Annotated in this window: 17 protein-coding genes; 14 read left to right on the top strand and 3 right to left on the bottom strand. The window is 40.4% G+C overall.

The genetic code is table 11. The annotated features are described in order from the left end of the window. From L0P88_RS11960 to L0P88_RS11930, 7 genes are all read left to right on the top strand, one after another. Complete coding sequence (locus tag L0P88_RS11960; RefSeq protein ID WP_247134797.1) at window positions 1-1068, top strand: glycoside hydrolase family 26 protein; 1068 nt, start codon at window positions 1-3, stop codon at window positions 1066-1068. 35 nt (window positions 1069-1103) lie between these two features. Next, window positions 1104-2492, top strand: a complete 1389-nt coding sequence (locus L0P88_RS11955; RefSeq protein ID WP_247134796.1) for an MFS transporter — start codon at window positions 1104-1106, stop codon at window positions 2490-2492. Window positions 2493-2504: 12 nt separating this feature from the next. Beyond that, window positions 2505-3683, top strand: coding sequence for a glycosidase (locus tag L0P88_RS11950; protein WP_247134795.1), 1179 nt, complete (start codon window positions 2505-2507; stop codon window positions 3681-3683). A gap of 5 nt (window positions 3684-3688) precedes the next feature. Then, complete coding sequence (locus L0P88_RS11945; protein WP_247134794.1) at window positions 3689-4879, top strand: AGE family epimerase/isomerase; 1191 nt, start codon at window positions 3689-3691, stop codon at window positions 4877-4879. A gap of 111 nt (window positions 4880-4990) precedes the next feature. After that, the gene (locus tag L0P88_RS11940) at window positions 4991-5605 is read left to right on the top strand and encodes a hypothetical protein (protein WP_247134793.1); all 615 of its coding nucleotides are present in this window, start codon (window positions 4991-4993) and stop codon (window positions 5603-5605) included. Between the two features lie 203 nt (window positions 5606-5808). Beyond that, complete coding sequence (locus L0P88_RS11935) at window positions 5809-6165, top strand: type II toxin-antitoxin system RelE/ParE family toxin (RefSeq protein ID WP_247134792.1); 357 nt, start codon at window positions 5809-5811, stop codon at window positions 6163-6165. Further along, window positions 6155-6445 (top strand): helix-turn-helix domain-containing protein, encoded by a 291-nt coding sequence (locus L0P88_RS11930; RefSeq protein ID WP_247134791.1) that lies wholly within the window; start codon window positions 6155-6157, stop codon window positions 6443-6445. Before L0P88_RS11935 ends, L0P88_RS11930 begins: the two co-directional genes overlap by 11 nt. Window positions 6446-6978: 533 nt before the next feature. Here L0P88_RS11930 and L0P88_RS11925 read toward each other — a convergent pair. Next, window positions 6979-7224, bottom strand: a complete 246-nt coding sequence (locus L0P88_RS11925; protein ID WP_247134790.1) for a helix-turn-helix domain-containing protein — start codon at window positions 7222-7224, stop codon at window positions 6979-6981. A 175-nt stretch (window positions 7225-7399) separates the two neighbouring features. Here L0P88_RS11925 and L0P88_RS11920 point away from each other — a divergent pair, with 175 nt between their 5' ends. The 7 genes from L0P88_RS11920 (at window position 7400) to L0P88_RS11890 (ending at window position 14996) form a co-directional block, all read left to right on the top strand. After that, window positions 7400-8152, top strand: a complete 753-nt coding sequence (locus tag L0P88_RS11920; protein ID WP_247134789.1) for a hypothetical protein — start codon at window positions 7400-7402, stop codon at window positions 8150-8152. Between the two features lie 69 nt (window positions 8153-8221). Then, on the top strand, window positions 8222-9124 hold the full coding sequence (locus L0P88_RS11915; protein ID WP_247134788.1) for a hypothetical protein: 903 nt from the start codon (window positions 8222-8224) through the stop codon (window positions 9122-9124). Between the two features lie 111 nt (window positions 9125-9235). Then, complete coding sequence (locus L0P88_RS11910) at window positions 9236-12385, top strand: choice-of-anchor D domain-containing protein (protein ID WP_247134787.1); 3150 nt, start codon at window positions 9236-9238, stop codon at window positions 12383-12385. Between the two features lie 630 nt (window positions 12386-13015). Further along, window positions 13016-13456: a hypothetical protein gene (locus tag L0P88_RS11905; protein WP_247134786.1), complete on the top strand. Its 441-nt coding sequence runs from the start codon at window positions 13016-13018 to the stop codon at window positions 13454-13456. Window positions 13457-13578: 122 nt separating this feature from the next. Continuing rightward, complete coding sequence (locus tag L0P88_RS11900; protein WP_247134785.1) at window positions 13579-14055, top strand: Crp/Fnr family transcriptional regulator; 477 nt, start codon at window positions 13579-13581, stop codon at window positions 14053-14055. An 87-nt stretch (window positions 14056-14142) separates the two neighbouring features. After that, window positions 14143-14598, top strand: a complete 456-nt coding sequence (locus L0P88_RS11895; RefSeq protein WP_247134784.1) for a hypothetical protein — start codon at window positions 14143-14145, stop codon at window positions 14596-14598. Between the two features lie 98 nt (window positions 14599-14696). Beyond that, window positions 14697-14996 (top strand): DUF1905 domain-containing protein, encoded by a 300-nt coding sequence (locus L0P88_RS11890; protein WP_247134783.1) that lies wholly within the window; start codon window positions 14697-14699, stop codon window positions 14994-14996. 34 nt (window positions 14997-15030) lie between these two features. On the opposite strand, the gene L0P88_RS11885 is transcribed toward L0P88_RS11890, so the two are convergent. Together L0P88_RS11885 and L0P88_RS11880 are read right to left on the bottom strand one after the other, a co-directional pair. Then, entirely contained in the window at window positions 15031-16572 is a 1542-nt protein-coding gene (locus L0P88_RS11885; RefSeq protein WP_247134782.1) for a glycine--tRNA ligase, read from the bottom strand. Between the two features lie 133 nt (window positions 16573-16705). Next, window positions 16706-17602, bottom strand: coding sequence for a hypothetical protein (locus tag L0P88_RS11880; RefSeq protein WP_247134781.1), 897 nt, complete (start codon window positions 17600-17602; stop codon window positions 16706-16708). Window positions 17603-17732 lie beyond the last annotated feature (130 nt).

Raw genomic sequence — 17732 nt, 5'->3', positions numbered from 1 at the left:
ATGTCATGTAAAAGTTCTTTTGAAGTTTCTTCCAGAAAATTATCCCTTTCCGACAAGGAGGCTGACAACTCCGCAAAACTTCTGATGGCCCGAATTCAGGAAATTCCAAAAATGGGTTATGCTTTTGGACATCAAGATGCAACGGCCTATGGCATGGGCTGGAAAAATGATGGCTCCCTCTACAAAAGTGATGTGGCGGAAGTTTCCGGTGATTTTCCCGGTATTTATGGATTCGAAATTGGACATATTGAACTGGGCCATCAACAGAATCTGGATTCCGTCAATTTCGATCTAATGACCAAACTCATTCAAAAAGCCCATAAAACGGGTGGGATCGTTACCATTAGCTGGCATCCCAATAATCCCGTGACCAAAAAATCGGCCTGGGATCCCTCCCCAGCAGTTTCGGAAATTCTGGAAGGTGGCATCCTACACCCAAAATACCAAGCTTGGATTGCCCGGGTAGCCGACTTTATGAACGGTCTCAAGACCAAAAAAGGAAAGCCCATCCCCATTGTGTTTCGTCCTTTTCATGAAATGAACGGTTCCTGGTTTTGGTGGGGGCATGGCAATTGCACTCCGGAAGAATTTCAATTGCTGTGGCAACAGACCTATGCGCTATTGACCAACACCTACAAGGTTCACAACCTTCTCTACTGCTATTCCAGTGATGCGGTAAAAAATAGGGAAGAATACCTAAGGTTCTATCCCGGCGATGCCTATGTGGATATTTTGGGAATGGATCTCTACCATAAGGAATCAACCGAGGCCTATGAGGAATTGTTACAGGAAAACCTGTCCCTTTTGGCCACAATCGGTAAGGAAAAGGGCAAACCTTACGCCATGACCGAAGGCGGGTTGAACAGGGTAACTGTTGAAAACTGGTGGACGGACGTTCTCGATAAGAACATTGCGGACAAAGGGATTGCCTGGGCACTATTTTGGCGAAATGCCTGGCCCAATCACTATTTTGGCCCCTTTAAGGGACAAAAAAGCAGTGAAAATTTTAGAAAGTTCAAAGCGTTGGACCATGTGCTCTTTTTATCCGAAGTCAAAAAAATACGTTGACCAACACTACAACAACCCTACTTAAAACCTGACCAATGGAAAAACTTCGATTAAAAGAAAAAATGGGTTATGGATTGGGCGATTTTGCCTCTTCCATGTATTGGAAAATGTTCAGCGTATACCTGCTTTTCTTCTATACGGACGTTTTTGGCATCTCCGCTGCCGTCGTGGGGACCATGTTCTTGATCACCAGGGTTTTTGATGGCCTCAATGACCCCCTTATGGGTATTTTGGCGGATAGGACCACGACCAAATGGGGAAAGTTCAGGCCCTACTTATTATGGATGGCCATTCCTTTTGGCATTTTTGGGATATTGCTGTTTACCACTCCAAATCTGGATGTTTCCGGGAAAATCATCTACGCCTATGTCATTTATTGTTCCATGATGATCGTGTATACCGCCGTCAATGTTCCCTATGCCTCATTATTGGGCGTGATGACCTCCGATCTAAAGGATAGGACCTCATTGGCCTCCTTTCGATTCATCTTTGCTTTTGCCGGAAGTATTTTGGTGTTGGCCACCGCGGAACCTTTGGTGGAGTTCTTTGGGAAAGGGGGCGACCTGGGCAATCCGCAAAAAGGATGGCAATCCACCATGGCCATTTACAGCGTATTGGCAGTTATCCTTTTTTATGGAACGTTTCGACTGACCAAAGAACGTATCCAACCTCCAAAAGAACAAAAGACATCGCTTAAAAACGATTTAAGAGACCTTGCGAAAAACAGGCCATGGTTCATTCTTTTGGGTGCGGGAATCTGCACCCTGATCTTCAATTCCATAAGGGACGGCTCCACCATCTATTATTTCAAGTATTACTTTGAGACTCAGGACGCCCTTCAATTGCCCTTGCTCAATGTTCCGCTGACCTTTAGCACCCTCTATTTGGTGTTGGGACAGGCGGCCAACATTGTGGGGGTGGTCATGGCAAAACCGGTTTCTGATCAAATCGGGAAAAAGCGCACCTTTATTATAGCCATGGCAACAGCTACCCTGCTCAGTATCATCTTTTACTTTTTTAAGGCAGAACATGTCGTTTTGATTTTTGTATTCCAATTTCTCATCAGCATTTGTGCCGGTATCATCTTTCCCTTACTGTGGTCCATGTACGCCGATATTGCGGATTATTCCGAATGGAAAACTGGACGGCGTGCCACAGGATTGGTTTTCTCCTCTTCCTCCATGTCACAGAAAATGGGCTGGACCTTGGGAGGTGCCTTAACCGGGTGGATTTTGGCCTTCTATGGCTTTGAAGCCAATATGGAACAGACCGAAGCTGCCAAAACAGGTATTCGTATGATGATGAGTATCCTACCTGCCATTGGAGCGTTCCTATCGGCGGCCATCCTTATCTTTTACAAACTGGACGATACCTTTATGCAAAAAATAAACCAAGAACTCACCAAAAGGCGAGGGGAAATCTAACCACCTAACTGTATGGACAAGTCGAAATACCAAACCATTATAGAGCATTTGTATGCAAATTACAACACCCTCATTCAGCGAAGGAATGTGGCCATCCCCCATCCTTCAAACCTATTCACCAAATACCAATATCCCATAGTGACCGCTGCCCATACGCCCTTGCATTGGCGTTACGATCTAAATCCGGAAACCAATCCCCTGGTCCTGGAACGTATCGGGGTCAATGCGGCCTTCAACGCCGGAGCAATCAAATGGAACGGTAACTACGTTTTGGTGGTTCGCATGGAAGGAAAAGATCGGAAGTCGTTTTTTGCCTTTGCCGAAAGTGAAAATGGTATCGATAATTTCAAGTTTTGGAATGCCCCTTTGGTGTTGCCACAAACCGATGAACCCGATGTCAACGTCTATGACATGCGGTTGACCAAGCACGAGGATGGTTATGTATACGGCATTTTCTGTACCGAACGCAAAGACCCGTCCGTCCCGGCTTCTGATACCTCATCCGCTTTGGCCAATGCCGGAATCATTCGCTCCAGGGACCTGGTGAATTGGGAACGGTTACCTGATTTAATCTCAGGTTCAAACCAACAGCGTAACGTAACCCTTCATGAAGAATTCGTCAACGGCCGCTATGCCATTTATACCCGGCCCCAGGATGGATTTATTGATACAGGCGCGGGTGGTGGCATTGGCCTGGGGTACATCAAGAATATGGAGCATCCCAAGGTGGAAGATGAGGTCATTATCAATCCCAAGGTCTATCACACCATCTATGAACTGAAAAACGGTCAGGGTCCTTCCCCGATCAAAACCAGGGAAGGTTGGTTGCATTTGGCCCATGGCGTTCGCAATACTGCGGCGGGATTGCGCTATGTACTCTATCTTTTTATGACCGCCCTGGACGATATTGAAAAAGTAATCCATCAACCAGGGGGCTATTTTATAGCGCCCGACGATGCCGAAATTATTGGTGATGTCGGCAATGTCCTGTTTTGCAATGGTTGGATTGCCGATGAAAATGGCGATGTATATATTTACTATGCCTCCTCGGATACCCGAATGCACGTGGCCACGACGAGCATCGATACCTTGGTCGATTATTGTAAAAACACGCCCCAGGACAAATTGACCTCGGGAGGTTCCGTTGCGACCATTAGGACCTTGATTGAAAACAACAAAGGGAAATACTAGCGGCCATGGCCAATCAACCACCCGGCGCTTTTAAGGAAAGCCTGCAAAACGAACTCGCCAACATTCTTGGGTATTGGCAGGAACATACCGTGGACAACACCAATGGCGGTTTTTATGGACGAATTGACCACCAAAATACCGTGGATGCCACCTATCCCAAGGGGATTATCCTAAACACCCGAATCCTATGGACATTCGCACGTGCGAACAATTTCTACCAGGATGACAGGTATGCCAGGGAGTGCGACCGCGCATTTGACTATTTATGGACCCTCTTTAGGGATGTCACCCATGGCGGGGTTTTTTGGGAGGTTGATTTTTTGGGAGAACCTACCAACAAACGAAAACAGCTCTACGCCCAGGCCTTTTGCATTTATGCGCTATCCGAATATTACAAATACGCGAAGAAAGGGGAAGCGCTTCAATGGGCCATGGAGCTATATCAACATATTGAGGAAAAGGCCTATGACGAAGCATTTGGGGGCTATTATGAGGCTTTCGGCGAACAATGGGAACCCATTGAAGATGTACGCCTGAGTGAAAAGGACGAAAATTCCCCCAAAACCACGAACACCCATTTGCATATTCTGGAAGCCTATACCACCCTTTATGAAATCACCCAAAATACGGCGGTCAAAAAATCCCTGGAACGATTACTACAACTGTTTCAGGACAAATTGTTTGATGGGGAGGGGCATTTACAATTGTTTTTCTCCAGGGACTGGGCGGTACAATCCACCGAAATTTCCTTTGGCCATGATATTGAGGCGGTTTGGTTGCTCATCCATGCCGCTCGGACAAGCGGAACCAAGGAATCCGGGACACGCTTTGAAGAACTGGGCATAGCTGTTACCAACACCTTTTTGGAAAAGGCTTTGGATAATGATTTTGGGGTGTTGAACGCACAGGATCGTATGACGCAGAAGGTGGATACGGATCGCCATTGGTGGCCACAGATTGAAGCCATGGTGGGACTCATCTATATTTGGAAGATTACAGGGGAGGTCACCTACCTTGACCATGCCATAAAGATTTGGGGCTTTATCCAAAACCATATCATTGACCATACGCATGGCGAATGGTTTTTTAGGGTGGATGCCCATGGCCACCCCTATACCGAAGAAAATAAGGTCGGTCCTTGGAAATGCCCTTATCATAACGGTCGGGGACTGATGGAAATCCTGAAGCTGCTGTAGTGGACCAAAAGAGCGTTTAAAAAGAGAAGGGTTTTTTTGGGGTATCTTAGGCGGCTAATGGAGATATGATCAATGGGTATATACGATTGTTGTCAGTAATTAGAAATAACTATGGACTACATTACTTTAACAATATCATTGATTGCTCTGACAATATCCGGATTAACATTCTGGTTAACAAGAATCAAAAGCGGTGTTGTTAAAATGACAAGGCCAACGGTAATTTTTTTCGGTCCGGATGGTGCGGGGGCAGAGCATAAGAAAGTTTTCATTAGAACTTTACTGTATAGTACATCGGACAAAGGGAAATATATTCAAAACATGTTTGTCAGATTACAACGAGGTGAATCGGTTCAAAATTTCAACGTCTGGGTTTACGACAATAATGGACTGGTAAGGGGTAGCGGACTATTTATAAACAAAAACGGGATTGCCTGCAACCACCACTTCCTTATGCCAAAGGATGGAACAAAATATGACTTCCTCGCCGGAAAATATCTGCTTCAAGTTTTTGTTGAATCAGTTGACGAGAATCCTAAAAAGATTTTTGAACAACGACTGGCGCTAACAAAAAATCAAGAAGATGAGATGAAATCGAAAAGTGCCGGAACATATTTTGATTGGGCACCAAATACACAGAATTACTTTTCTCATATAGACACAGGACCGAAAAAAGATAAGGAACTTACAAACTTGATTGAGAAATTAATGGATGAAAAAGAATAAAAAACGACAGCTAACAAGGGTAGCATTTCACCTACTTAATGAGTGGGAACGTAGCTCCTTTTAGTTAACTTCAAGTGTATAAACCATCAAAGGCTGGATTTCAGATAGCGCAGCGTTATAAAACATACTCAAAAAACCTCGGTCTTTCCGAAAACCACTTTCTAAATTTTAGAAATAGTAACTTTTAAGTTACCTTTGTTGGAATGGAAAAGGTCAGAGAGGTAATCCAATACAAGCATTATTTCGAGGAGTTTTTGCTCACTCAACCAAAAAAAGTCCAGGACAAAATCTTTAAGGTCATTGAGATTATCGAGCTCTACCAAAGTGTGCCTACTAAGTATCTTGCGCCGATAAAAGGCTACAGGGGACTTTATGAAGCTCGAATTAAACTAGGAAGTAACATCTGGCGGGTTTTTTGCTTTTTTGATGAGGGCAAGCTCGTTGTGCTTTTGAACGGATTTACCAAGAAATCGCAAAAGACACCGGAACGGCAAATAAAAAAGGCTATGCGACTGATGAAAGAATATTTTGAAGAAAAAAACAAACGTAATGGAAATTAAAAGCTGGAAAGACATCAAAGACACCGTTTATGGTAAAAAAGGAACGGAACGCAGAGATGAACTCGAAAGGGACTTCGAATCTTTTAAAATTGGTTTGCTGTTGCGAGAGGCACGGGAAGAAAAAAACCTGACCCAAGAGCAACTTGGCGAATTGATCGACAAAAAACGGACTTACATTTCGCGCGTAGAAAATAACGGTAGCAATCTGACTTTAAAAACGCTGTTCGACATCGTGGAAAAAGGACTTGGTGGAAAGGTCAATATTTCCATTGAGTTGTGAGGGAAATATATTTTACAAGCGGGGTATAATCAATTGCAGTCGGAAATTCAACAAATGAATTTCCTGCAATCAATTATCTTTACTACTGGAGGACGTTTTCCTGGCCGGGGCTACGCTCCACCTGCATGAAAAGTCTGTGACCGATCATGTAGACCAACACGCACATTGCTTACGCAGATGTCATAAATAGCGCCACGTTGGCTGTACTGGTACTCAACAAAAAGCAAAATGACCAACCTCTTTTTAAAAGCCAAGCATTGGCAATTGTTCCTAATCATGATTGGAATTCCCATAGTTTTCCCATTCTACACTTTTTCTAAAATTTTTCGTGTAAAACTTCTTCTGAAACTAAATCGGTAAATAATGGATTCTCTCAAGTTTTGAGTGAAGAGTTCATACAATTTGACTGGTTCCCGGTCATTATGATTTTCTTCGGACTTATCTTTTTTGGTTAGTTTTGGTCAATGGGAATTGGATTACAGCATAAGGTGCCACTTGGAATTAAAATGAAGGTCAAAAAATTCAAGATGTTTTTATTTCTCCAGATCGTCTTTTGGGAAATCAAACAAGCCTTTGAATTCGATATCAAAACCATTGGCTATTTTTATTAGGGTTCTAATGGTACTATTGTCAACACCCCTTTCTATTCGCTGTATAGCAGACTTATCAAGTTCAGATTTATAGCCCAAATCACTTTGTGACCATTTCCGTTCTTTTCTGAGTTCACGTATTTTATTTCCTAATTTTTTATAAAAGACTTCAGGATCCGAATATCTCATATTTCCTTAAAAGGTATAGAATTTCTCAATATACAGATCCCATTTAATATATTTAGCTATAAATATTAGGCCTTATATATATAGTCTATAGATTTTATTTCTTATGTTTGTCCATAAGCAGCCCAAAACAAACCACCCTTTCTAAGCCAGAGGGTAAAACTTAAAACCAATTTTTATGATGAAAAAACTAGCATCTTTATTCATGGTGGGTATTTTACTTACTGCTTGTGGAACCACAAAACAAATTGCAACATCTAAGTACAACCCACAATTTACCTACACACCGGAACAGCGAACCCAAATCTCAGAAAGTAGCTTGACGGCAGCTATTATTGACCCCGTATTCTCGGATGGAGAAGACAACAACCTTGTTGAACCCTATAAAAGTTTTGTAAGAAATATGGCAGACGATTTTGAAGAAAGTCTTAATGCCAACGGCTTTAGGATTAAAGGACCATACAAAACACGGGATGAAATGGTCTATACGGATAAATTGAACAGTGATTTTGCTATTGAAATTGAGGTAGAAATTTTAAGTGAGCAAGGAGATTTTGGTAAGAAATCGGCAAGCTTTGCAATGCAAATGATGTGTAAGACCTGTTATAAGCTTGGCGGCACCTTTTATCACAAAGGAAGAATTATCCTGACTGCTACTGACCCCATAGACGGTGAGAAGTTTTGGAAAAAAACTGTTGACCTTGACCGAAAATCAGTTGCCACCAATGGAAACTTAACTTTTGATGGTGCAAAAGGGAAATTGACTGACGAAGCTATATTGAGTGATATAGGAATTTATAATCCTGTAGCGAAAGTCCTTGAGTCCTACTATGCAGATGCGATGACAAGTCTCTCACGACAAATTGATCCCCGGGAGATGGAACAGGTTTCCAAGCAGATTAAGGCAAAGCGTGAGCGGGTAGGGCAATGAAGTTGATGTTGGAAATAAATCGAAAAGCCAACAGAATTTTGGAGTAGGTAAACCTATAAAAAATCAAAAATGAAAACAATCAGAATAAGTCAAGTTTCAAAAATGAAAAGTGCTGACTTAATTAAAATCATCGATTTATGGCATAAATATGATCCAAGAATAGTGCTAATTGCTAATGCCGAACTTAGAAAACGAAAATTTAAGATAACCTATTCAATAGAGAAAAAACAAAATGAATTCAGTGCAAAATACAATCATTCAGATATTGACGAATTTATAAATAGATATTTAAAAATCAATAATCACAATAATTATCAAGAGTTTTTCCAAAGCGGTATAGAAGGTGTAAATCATCCTAGAGAAAAACAGTATACAGAAAATAGTATAGACAATAAATTCTTCACTTTCATTAACCCTTATTTATCTTTTATTGACAATGGACATTTTTATCGTAACCCTTTTAGTTGGCTTTATGGATCATTAGCAATCATCAATTTAATATTGCCATTGTATGTTTTTTACCAAGCACTAGATAATGGTATTTTTAATTCTCCATCCAAATTTGTGATAGCATCTCTTTTTGTATGGCTCATTGTTGCTTTTGCAAGTTGGATAAGCTTTCAAATATGGTGGGACAGAAAATCAAGAGTAATTTCTGTGTCCAATAAAGGCGATGAATTTGTAGCAACTCCAGTTTTTTCCCACTTGATACAAACTTTAGGGGAATGGCTTGGTACATGGATAGGAATAGTCGGATCTTTAACTGCTTTATTAACAACACTTATTTTGGGTAGTGAAGGCGATTATCTATCAGGACAACTTGGACTAGGTTTTATGAAAGCAGGTTTTGTTCAAATAATTCTGATGCCAGTTTACGGTTTTCTGGTCATTGTCTCCTCAAGATTTTTAGCTGAGCAGTTTAGAGCACTCTCTTCAATAGCAAATAACACTGGAAATAAAGAACTGAGCTAAAAAACAACTCTTTTCTAGGCTAATTTTTTCAATTCAAAAAACCCCAATGTTCGTTTTAATTTAAATCCAAAAAACAATTATCCAAATTCCGAACATATAAAGTAAAGAGAGGTGAAAAAAATTTACTTACCAATCGTATTCATTACCCTACAATTTGCAATAAATAGTTGTAAAGAAGACGAGGAAGTACAAGAAACTATTACCACAGATATATCAGTCACTTCATCAGAAAGTTTGATTTTTTGGTTAGATAATGATGATTTAACACAAAAATTAAACGATGCTTTAACTTTTAATTATGGAAATGCATTGGAAAGTGAGGTTGAAAAAATTATAACCTTTAACGCTGACTCAACACAAGTAGTGGCGACAATCGGTTTTAAACAAGATTTTCAGAACAAATACTACGACTCAAATACTTCAAACAATTTAAGGACAATAGAACTTCAACAAATAACAGAAGGAACCGGTTTATTGGAGTATCCTTCAAATTATAATACTTTTCCTTCGGCACAATTCCCAACCACTGGGGTTTTAGATCCTGAATTTGAACTTGATATGCCACCTAGTAGAAATCAAGGTTCTCAAGGATCTTGCACTGCTTGGGCGGTGGGCTATGGTATGCAAAGTTTTTTTAGAAAAAATGAATTTAATCTTAATTACGAAACAAATGGCAATCTCAACTTCAATTCAGTATGTAGTCCGTCATATATTTATAATCAAATAAAAGTTAGTGATTGTTTCTCGGGTTCACACATATCACACGCACTAGATTTGTTGTTGGATGAAGGGGTTTGTAGTTTATTGGATATGAACTATTATGTTAATGATTGTGATTTAATGCCCAATCAACAACAAATCAATAGTGCTCAACAAAATAAAATTACTGAATGGAATACAGTATATATTAATACACAACAAATTAAGCTTGCCTTATCAAATAATCATCCAGTAGTAATTGCTGCTCATTTATATGAAGGTTTTTTTAAACCTAGTAATATTAATGATCAAGATGTTTGGAATGTTGTGTCAGGTAATTCCAATGGATATCACGCAATGGTTATCTATGGTTGGAACGATTCATTAAACTCATTCAACGTATTAAATTCTTGGGGCAGTGATTTTGGTAATGACGGTTCAATTTGGATAGATTATGATTTGTTTGATGGTGTGGTGATTGACCAAGCTTACATTGCTTTCAATGAACAATCCCAAGGAAATAGCATTATTAGTTTGAGTGGTGATATTAATTTTGAAAATGTGCAAATAAATACTTCAAGCACTCAAACTTTAACTATTTTAAATACCGGAAATGAAAGTTTTAATATTACGGAAATTACTTCTTCAAATAGTGTCTTTTCAATAGTAAATGGACAGAGTACAACAATCCAACCGGATGGTTATATTAATGTTCAAATCCAATTTACTCCCACACAAGAACAGACCTATAATGGAGTCATTACGGTAGATAGCACTGCAGATAATGCCAACGGTTCAAATAGTTCAATCCAGGTTACGGGTACTGGTGTAAATTCTTCTTCTTCCACTATTTCAATTAGTGGTGACCTGAATTTTCCCGACACAGAAATTGGCGCAACAAGCCAACAAACTCTAACAATATCAAATACCGGAAATGAAAGTTTTAATATTACGGAAATTACTTCTTCAAATAGTGCCTTTTCAATAGTAAATGGACAGAGTACAACAATCCAACCGGATGGTTATATTAATGTTCAAATCCAATTCACTCCCACACAAGAACAGACCTATAATGGAGTCATTACGGTAGATAGCACTGCAGATAATGCCAACGGTTCAAATAGTTCAATCCAGGTCACGGGTACTGGTGTAAATTATTCTTCTTCCACTATTTCAATTAGTGGTGACCTGAATTTTCCCGACACAGAAATTGGCGCAACAAGCCAACAAACTCTAACAATATCAAATACCGGAAATGAAAGTTTTAATATTACGGAAATTACTTCTTCAAATAGTGTCTTTTCAATAGTAAATGGACAGAGTACAACAATCCAACCGGATGGTTATATTAATGTTCAAATCCAATTTACTCCCACACAAGAACAGACCTATAATGGAGTCATTACGGTAGATAGCACTGCAGATAATGCCAACGGTTCAAATAGTTCAATCCAGGTCACGGGCACCGGTGTAAATTATTCTTCTTCCACTATTTCAATTAGTGGTGACCTGAATTTTCCCGACACAGAAATTGGCACAACAAGCCAACGAACATTTACTGTATCAAATACTGGGGATCAAATCTTTAATGTTTCCAGTATTAGCTTTCCAAGTGGAGTTTATTCAACAAATTGGAATTCAGGAAATATAAATGCCGGAAGTTCGCAAAATGTTATAGTTACATTCCAACCAACCAACGTACAATCTTATAGTGGTACTGTTACGGTAAACCATAATGCAGATGGTGGAAATGGCACACTTTCAATTAATGGAAATGGAATAAATAATAATACTGGACAACCGAATTTAAGATTTTATGACTTTGACATACAGAATGATAACAACAATAATGGAATTATAGAAGCTGGTGAGGACATTGATTTTGATATTAGACTTGAAAATTACGGTAATGCTACGGCAACAAATATCGAGGCCATAATATCTACAACGGATCCAGATATTACAATCTCTGATAATGATAGAACATATGACGATATGCCACAAGGAGATTTGGAGTGGAATTCAGGTTCATTTGACTTTCAGGTTTCATCTTCCCACCCAACATCAACGGTTGTCTTCAGTATTCAAATAAACTCCAGTGAGGGCACATGGAATGATACGTTTACGATAAATGTTCAAGGTTCAAATAATGGAGACCCACAAGTGGATGTTGGAAATAGTACCCCTCGGGATAATTGTTCAGATACAGATTTTTCAGATGACTATAAATTGCATTTAAACACTATTTATTATAAACAAAACTGGAATATTAATAATATTATAAGTTACGGTTCTGATGGTAATAGGGGAATGTGGTATCGTTTTGAAACTACAAATTATGGTTCATATACCATTGTAGTTGGTTTTAATGCTAATGCAGATGCAGGTTTCCAATTATTTTCCTCTTGCACCTCATCTCGTCCAATAGTAACCGTTAACAGTTCTAGTAGCAATACGGAAGGAGCTGAGATCATTTTAAATGGAAATACTGAATATTTTATACGATTTTATGACATTAACGATAGTAATCCGGTGACTTTTGCAATAATAATTAGAAAGTAATTTATACTGCACCCAATATGCCATGCCAAATCGCAACCGCCGTAGGACTCAGGGCCTATCCATCAAATACGCTGCCACAGCTTTTCTACGCAGCATATTAGGACGCTATATGAAATCTGGTCAACAAATTTTATTCTCAACACCGTAAAATTCTCAAGGAAACGTCCGTTAGTGTGGACCCCTTGAAGAATAATTTTAAGAGATTATTTAAAAAATTTACTCGCATAACATTGTTGAATGGATTTTGCTATATTTCCTTAAAATTCGCTGGACTTCATATAGCACGACGTTGTATGTAATTTTAGGCTTCACCAATTGGGCTGTGCAATATTAGATGAGCATATTAGTGCAAGATCCAAAAAAACTGAAATCGGATTTAAAAAAAATGCGGATTCTTTTAATTGTACTTACAATAATTCAAATAGGATACTTGTTTGTAATTTTCACGAATTCCAAATTGTGGAATAAACTGGACTTTGAATACAAGGTAAATTGGATAATTTGGACACTTAGTCTAATTATTTCAGGGATTTTCATTTGGTTCAATTGGACTAGAATGCCAATTCAAAAGAAAACCAAGGCAAACAATACATTCTTGATTTTGTTTTTAGGAATTATCGGAATGTGGTTATGGATGCCAAACAAAAGGGAAATTACGAGACTATTGGAAAAATGACGCACTCCATACCTAAAACCCTTAAAAATATTGCGATTCTTCACTCACTTGTATCAAATGGACATTACGAAGGACTTATAAAACCAACTGGTTTTGAATTGAAAAGAAAACATTTTCCAAATAATTTTGGAATTATCGGGACCCTAAATAATGATGAGTGGTTCCAAGTAAAGTCTGATTACGTGAAGCGTTTGAAATACTTCGCTCAGTTCCTTAACATTATTGGGATAGTGATTGCTATTGGTTTAATCTTTATTAAATCGAATTGGATTATTGCCATCATATATTTTATGTTTCGCTTAATCTCACATGCCTATTTCAAAGTGAAAAGTGAAGAAGGACTTAGTATCTTTAGCAGTAAGTTTCTGAAAATGAAAAAAATGCTTGGGGAGTAAAACTAAACACAACAAGAGCCATTGATTTATCCGTCTAACGGGTCAGCAAATAGCCACTTTTCGTTAACTTCAAGCGCATAAACGACTGGATTTGCTATCCTGCGACACCCAATCCTATTGGTTTGAAGGAAATAAAGGTCAAAAAAGGGGAGATTCTACAACGCAGTGGTGAGTTGCATACCAAGGTTTACCACGTTAAATCCGGTTTGCTCCGAAGCTATTCCATTGATAAAAATGGTAGGGAAAACATTTTCATGTTCGCGCCAGAAAATTGGGTCATTGCGGACACCAACGATCCCAAAATTCCATCGGTTTTATTTATTGATGCCCTCGAAGACTCCATCGTCACCGTTTTACCCAAAGATTTGGAAAGGGAAAAGGAAAATATCGCAGCGTTGACCAAAAGACTCCATGTGCTTCAAAATAGGATCCTAATGCTCATCAGTTCAAATGCAATTGAACGGTATGAACATTTTGTACATACCTACCCCAGTATCGTCCAACGAGTGCCCCAACGGATGATCGCCTCATATCTTGGTGTCACCCCGGAAACATTAAGCGCCGCAAAAAACAAACGACATAAGAATAGAAATACCTAATTTCTTATGAAATCGTAATGCATGGTGTTTATGGGCCCATAAACTTTGTGCCCAATAGTCAAGGCGTAACGAAATCACGTTTGGATAATGAAAACAACCAGCATTCTTTTAAAAATATCGGCAGTCCTATGGTTTATCTGGGGAGCCGTACACATTTTTGCAGGGGTTATGACGGACAAGTTTATCCTTAGTGGGGATATTGCCGGAGCAATTGGTGGTATCGCCGATAAGGTCGATCCCAGTGTACTACAACTAAATTACCCGGATGCCGCCGGAGCGGTAATTGGTCAACACGGGTTTAATCTTCTTTGGATTGGACTCACCACCCTCATCTGTTGCTTTTATGTTTGGAAAGGGAGTAAAAATGCCATCTTTTTGGCAGCCTTGGTCGGTGGATTGGCAGATTTGGGGTATTTTCTTTTTATGGATTTGGGAGGATACGTGCGTTTTGTGCCGGGAACGGTGATGACCCTGGTTTCAGGTTCGGCCATCATTTTAAGCTTTATTGCCCATTTCAAAACAGCGGGTTTGAAAAGCGAATAAAAACAGTGTATTTTCACTGCAGCACTAGCTTCGACACACCCAGGGAACACCCACCAATTAAGGGTTGCTGTCAAAGGCAGGATTAAAATGCACTACAGATGGACGGCAAGATCAACTACACCTTTGTAACCAAAATGTGGCAACACGCTCCGCCAGGAGGTTGGTATTTTGTCTCCCTCCCTAAAGATATGTCCAAAGAAATCCGGGAGCATTTGAAATGGCAGGAAGAAGGTTGGGGAAGAATGAAGGCGATTGCACAAATCGGGGAGCTCCAATGGGACACTGCCATTTGGTTCGATACCAAAATGGAAACCTATTTACTGCCCATTAAGGCCGAAATTAGAACAAAATCGAATCTTGAAATCGACAGGGAATTTGAAATGGCCATTTGGGTCTAAAAAACACTCCAAATGTGCTTTGGGAAAGCTTAGGTCAAATCCGCTGCAACCACTCCTTCATGTCCACTTCCTTGGCGATGATCCCTTTAACTGCCGAGATAGCGACCCGTTGCTGTTCCATGGTATCGCGATGGCGAATGGTCACGGTGTCATCTTCCAAAGTCTGGTGGTCCACGGTAATGCAGAAGGGTGTTCCTGCTGCATCCTGACGGCGGTAACGACGCCCAACGGCATCCTTTTCGTCATAGGCTATAGTAAAGTCCCATTTTAGGTCGTCGACCAATTTTTGGGCCACTTCCGGAAGGCCATCACGTTTTAACAAGGGTAAAATGGCAGCCTTGGTCGGGGCCAATACCGCTGGCAGTTTCAATACGGTCCGAGTGGTATTGTTTTCCAATTCCTCTTCCTGTAACGAATTGGAGAATACGGCCAAGAACATACGATCCAAACCTATGGACGTTTCCAACACGTAGGGCACATAGCTCTTGTTTTCCTCCGGGTCAAAATATTGGAGTTTTTTGCCGGAGTATTTTTCATGGTTGGCCAAATCAAAGTCCGTACGGGAGTGAATACCTTCCAATTCCTTGAATCCAAAAGGGAACTTAAATTCAATATCGGCGGCAGCATCCGCGTAATGCGCCAATTTTTCATGGTCATGGAAGCGGTAATTATCGGCCCCCATGCCCAAAGAAAGGTGCCACTTCATTCGTTTTTCCTTCCAGGTTTCGTACCATTCCTTTTGGGTGCCCGGTTTGATGAAGTATTGCATCTCCATCTGTTCAAACTCGCGCATCCGGAAAATAAATTGGCGGGCCACGATTTCATTTCGAAAAGCTTTTCCCGTTTGGGCAATGCCAAAGGGAATCTTCATGCGACCGGTTTTCTGCACGTTCAAAAAGTTCACAAAAATCCCCTGGGCCGTTTCTGGACGTAGGTATAAATCCATGGCACTATCGGCGGTGGAGCCCAATTTGGTGCCGAACATCAAATTGAACTGCTTCACATCCGTCCAGTTTTTGGAACCCGAAAGCGGACAGACAATCCCCAATTCTTCAATCAAGGCTTTTACATCGGCCAAATCCTCATTTTCCAACGACTTCCCAAGTCGTTTTAGAATGTTCCCTGCTTTTTCCTGATAGCCCAAAACACGTGGGTTGGTCGCAAGGAACTGCTGCTTATCAAAGGCATCCCCAAAACGTTTGGCCGCTTTGATGACTTCCTTATCGATTTTGGCTTCAATTTTGGCAACATGGTCCTCCACCAATACATCGGCACGGTATCTTTTTTTGGAATCCTTGTTGTCTATCAAGGGATCGTTAAAGGCATCTACGTGACCTGAGGCCTTCCAGGTGGTGGGATGCATAAAAATAGCGGCATCGATTCCAACGATGTTGTCATTGAGCTGCACCATGGCCTGCCACCAATATTCCCGAATGTTCTTTTTGAGCTCTGCCCCATTTTGACCGTAATCATAAACGGCGCTCAGACCATCATAAATTTCACTGGATTGGAATATATAGCCATACTCCTTTGCATGGGAGATGACCTTTTTAAAAATGTCTTCGTGATTTGCCATAGGGGCAAAAGTAAAACAATAGGGTAAATCTAAAAACGAAAAAAATCAGGAGCTTAAAATTGTGGTTTCCACACACCACCACTACACTGTTCCTTTATCCTTTGAACGGCGCACCCAGCGTTCAGAGAACCTGTTATTTCAACTGAAATTCGGAAGAGGAAAGGAGGCGTTGGTCCTCAAAAATGTTCAAGGTATAGATTCCTGGTTCAAGCGACCCTTCCGGCACGGTAATCGCATCACAAAAACTGACCTCTTTTCCCAAATAGACCACCTCAACCCTTTTGCTGTAGGTATTCCCTCCAACCGAAACCACATTGGCATTATCTTCGATCACGGCCATATCCGGATTCAAAAACTGAAGGTAAATGACCTTTATTTCGTTGGTCTCATTTGGATTGCCCTGTATGGTGGCGCATCCCCTTAGTTTTTCAATGACATCCGCTTTGTTGGTCTTTAAAGGCCTCCCCGCACGAAGTCGAAAACCACTTCCTTCGGAGTTCTCCATTTTAAGATAGCTCTTTATCTTGAGTTCCTTGGCCAATTCCTGGTTCTTTTGCCTGGCCAGCGCCTCTGCCTGTGCCAATGTACTGGTCTTACCACGGAGTTCCTCAATCTGCCTAATGGTACGTTCATATTTCTGGGTCAGCAGGGAGTTGTTGTAACGAAGAAAGTTGTTCTTCAATTTTAAACTGTCAAATCTAGCTTCCAAGACCCGTAATGCCTTTCGGTCCTCTTTTAGCTTTATAACGTTAAAGTTCAATTGTCCAACGGAATCCAATAATTGCTGTATCCGAAATTTTGAGGTCTGTAGTTCAATATCATTGACTTCATTCAATCCAGAGAGTCGGTCCACCTCTGCCTTCATCAAGGTCAAATCCTTCACCAAAAGCTTTTTTTCATCCTCCAGATATCCCAACTCATTCTGGGACTGGGCATAGCTATAATAGAACGCAATAAGGATTGCAATAATTACCGCCACCAATGCCGCAAGTATAATCTTATAGTTGAAAGTGGTATCTTGGGATTCCATCAGATAAGTGGCTGATTTTGCAGGTATAAGATTTGTTCATGAACTGGCCGTCAAAGATAATAAACGATATTAACTCCATCCTATTGCCACCAGTGTGTTTTGGATGTAATGTACAATTATCCAGAGGAGA

Origin of the sequence: Muricauda sp. SCSIO 64092 (genome assembly GCF_023016285.1) — a bacterium.
In the GTDB taxonomy this organism is placed as follows: domain Bacteria; phylum Bacteroidota; class Bacteroidia; order Flavobacteriales; family Flavobacteriaceae; genus Croceivirga.
This window is presented reverse-complemented; position numbering and strand designations above follow the sequence as displayed.

What these genes read in the sequence shown, in the direction of transcription:
- L0P88_RS11960 (WP_247134797.1), top strand. Translation starts at nt 1, where the DNA reads ATGTCATGTAAAAGTTCTTTTGAAGTTTCTTCCAGAAAATTATCCCTT.
- L0P88_RS11955 (WP_247134796.1), top strand. Translation starts at nt 1,104, where the DNA reads ATGGAAAAACTTCGATTAAAAGAAAAAATGGGTTATGGATTGGGCGAT.
- L0P88_RS11950 (WP_247134795.1), top strand. Translation starts at nt 2,505, where the DNA reads ATGGACAAGTCGAAATACCAAACCATTATAGAGCATTTGTATGCAAAT.
- L0P88_RS11945 (WP_247134794.1), top strand. Translation starts at nt 3,689, where the DNA reads ATGGCCAATCAACCACCCGGCGCTTTTAAGGAAAGCCTGCAAAACGAA.
- L0P88_RS11940 (WP_247134793.1), top strand. Translation starts at nt 4,991, where the DNA reads ATGGACTACATTACTTTAACAATATCATTGATTGCTCTGACAATATCC.
- L0P88_RS11935 (WP_247134792.1), top strand. Translation starts at nt 5,809, where the DNA reads ATGGAAAAGGTCAGAGAGGTAATCCAATACAAGCATTATTTCGAGGAG.
- L0P88_RS11930 (WP_247134791.1), top strand. Translation starts at nt 6,155, where the DNA reads ATGGAAATTAAAAGCTGGAAAGACATCAAAGACACCGTTTATGGTAAA.
- L0P88_RS11925 (WP_247134790.1), bottom strand. Translation starts at nt 7,224, where the DNA reads ATGAGATATTCGGATCCTGAAGTCTTTTATAAAAAATTAGGAAATAAA.
- L0P88_RS11920 (WP_247134789.1), top strand. Translation starts at nt 7,400, where the DNA reads ATGATGAAAAAACTAGCATCTTTATTCATGGTGGGTATTTTACTTACT.
- L0P88_RS11915 (WP_247134788.1), top strand. Translation starts at nt 8,222, where the DNA reads ATGAAAACAATCAGAATAAGTCAAGTTTCAAAAATGAAAAGTGCTGAC.
- L0P88_RS11905 (WP_247134786.1), top strand. Translation starts at nt 13,016, where the DNA reads ATGGATGCCAAACAAAAGGGAAATTACGAGACTATTGGAAAAATGACG.
- L0P88_RS11895 (WP_247134784.1), top strand. Translation starts at nt 14,143, where the DNA reads ATGAAAACAACCAGCATTCTTTTAAAAATATCGGCAGTCCTATGGTTT.
- L0P88_RS11890 (WP_247134783.1), top strand. Translation starts at nt 14,697, where the DNA reads ATGGACGGCAAGATCAACTACACCTTTGTAACCAAAATGTGGCAACAC.
- L0P88_RS11885 (WP_247134782.1), bottom strand. Translation starts at nt 16,572, where the DNA reads ATGGCAAATCACGAAGACATTTTTAAAAAGGTCATCTCCCATGCAAAG.
- L0P88_RS11880 (WP_247134781.1), bottom strand. Translation starts at nt 17,602, where the DNA reads ATGGAATCCCAAGATACCACTTTCAACTATAAGATTATACTTGCGGCA.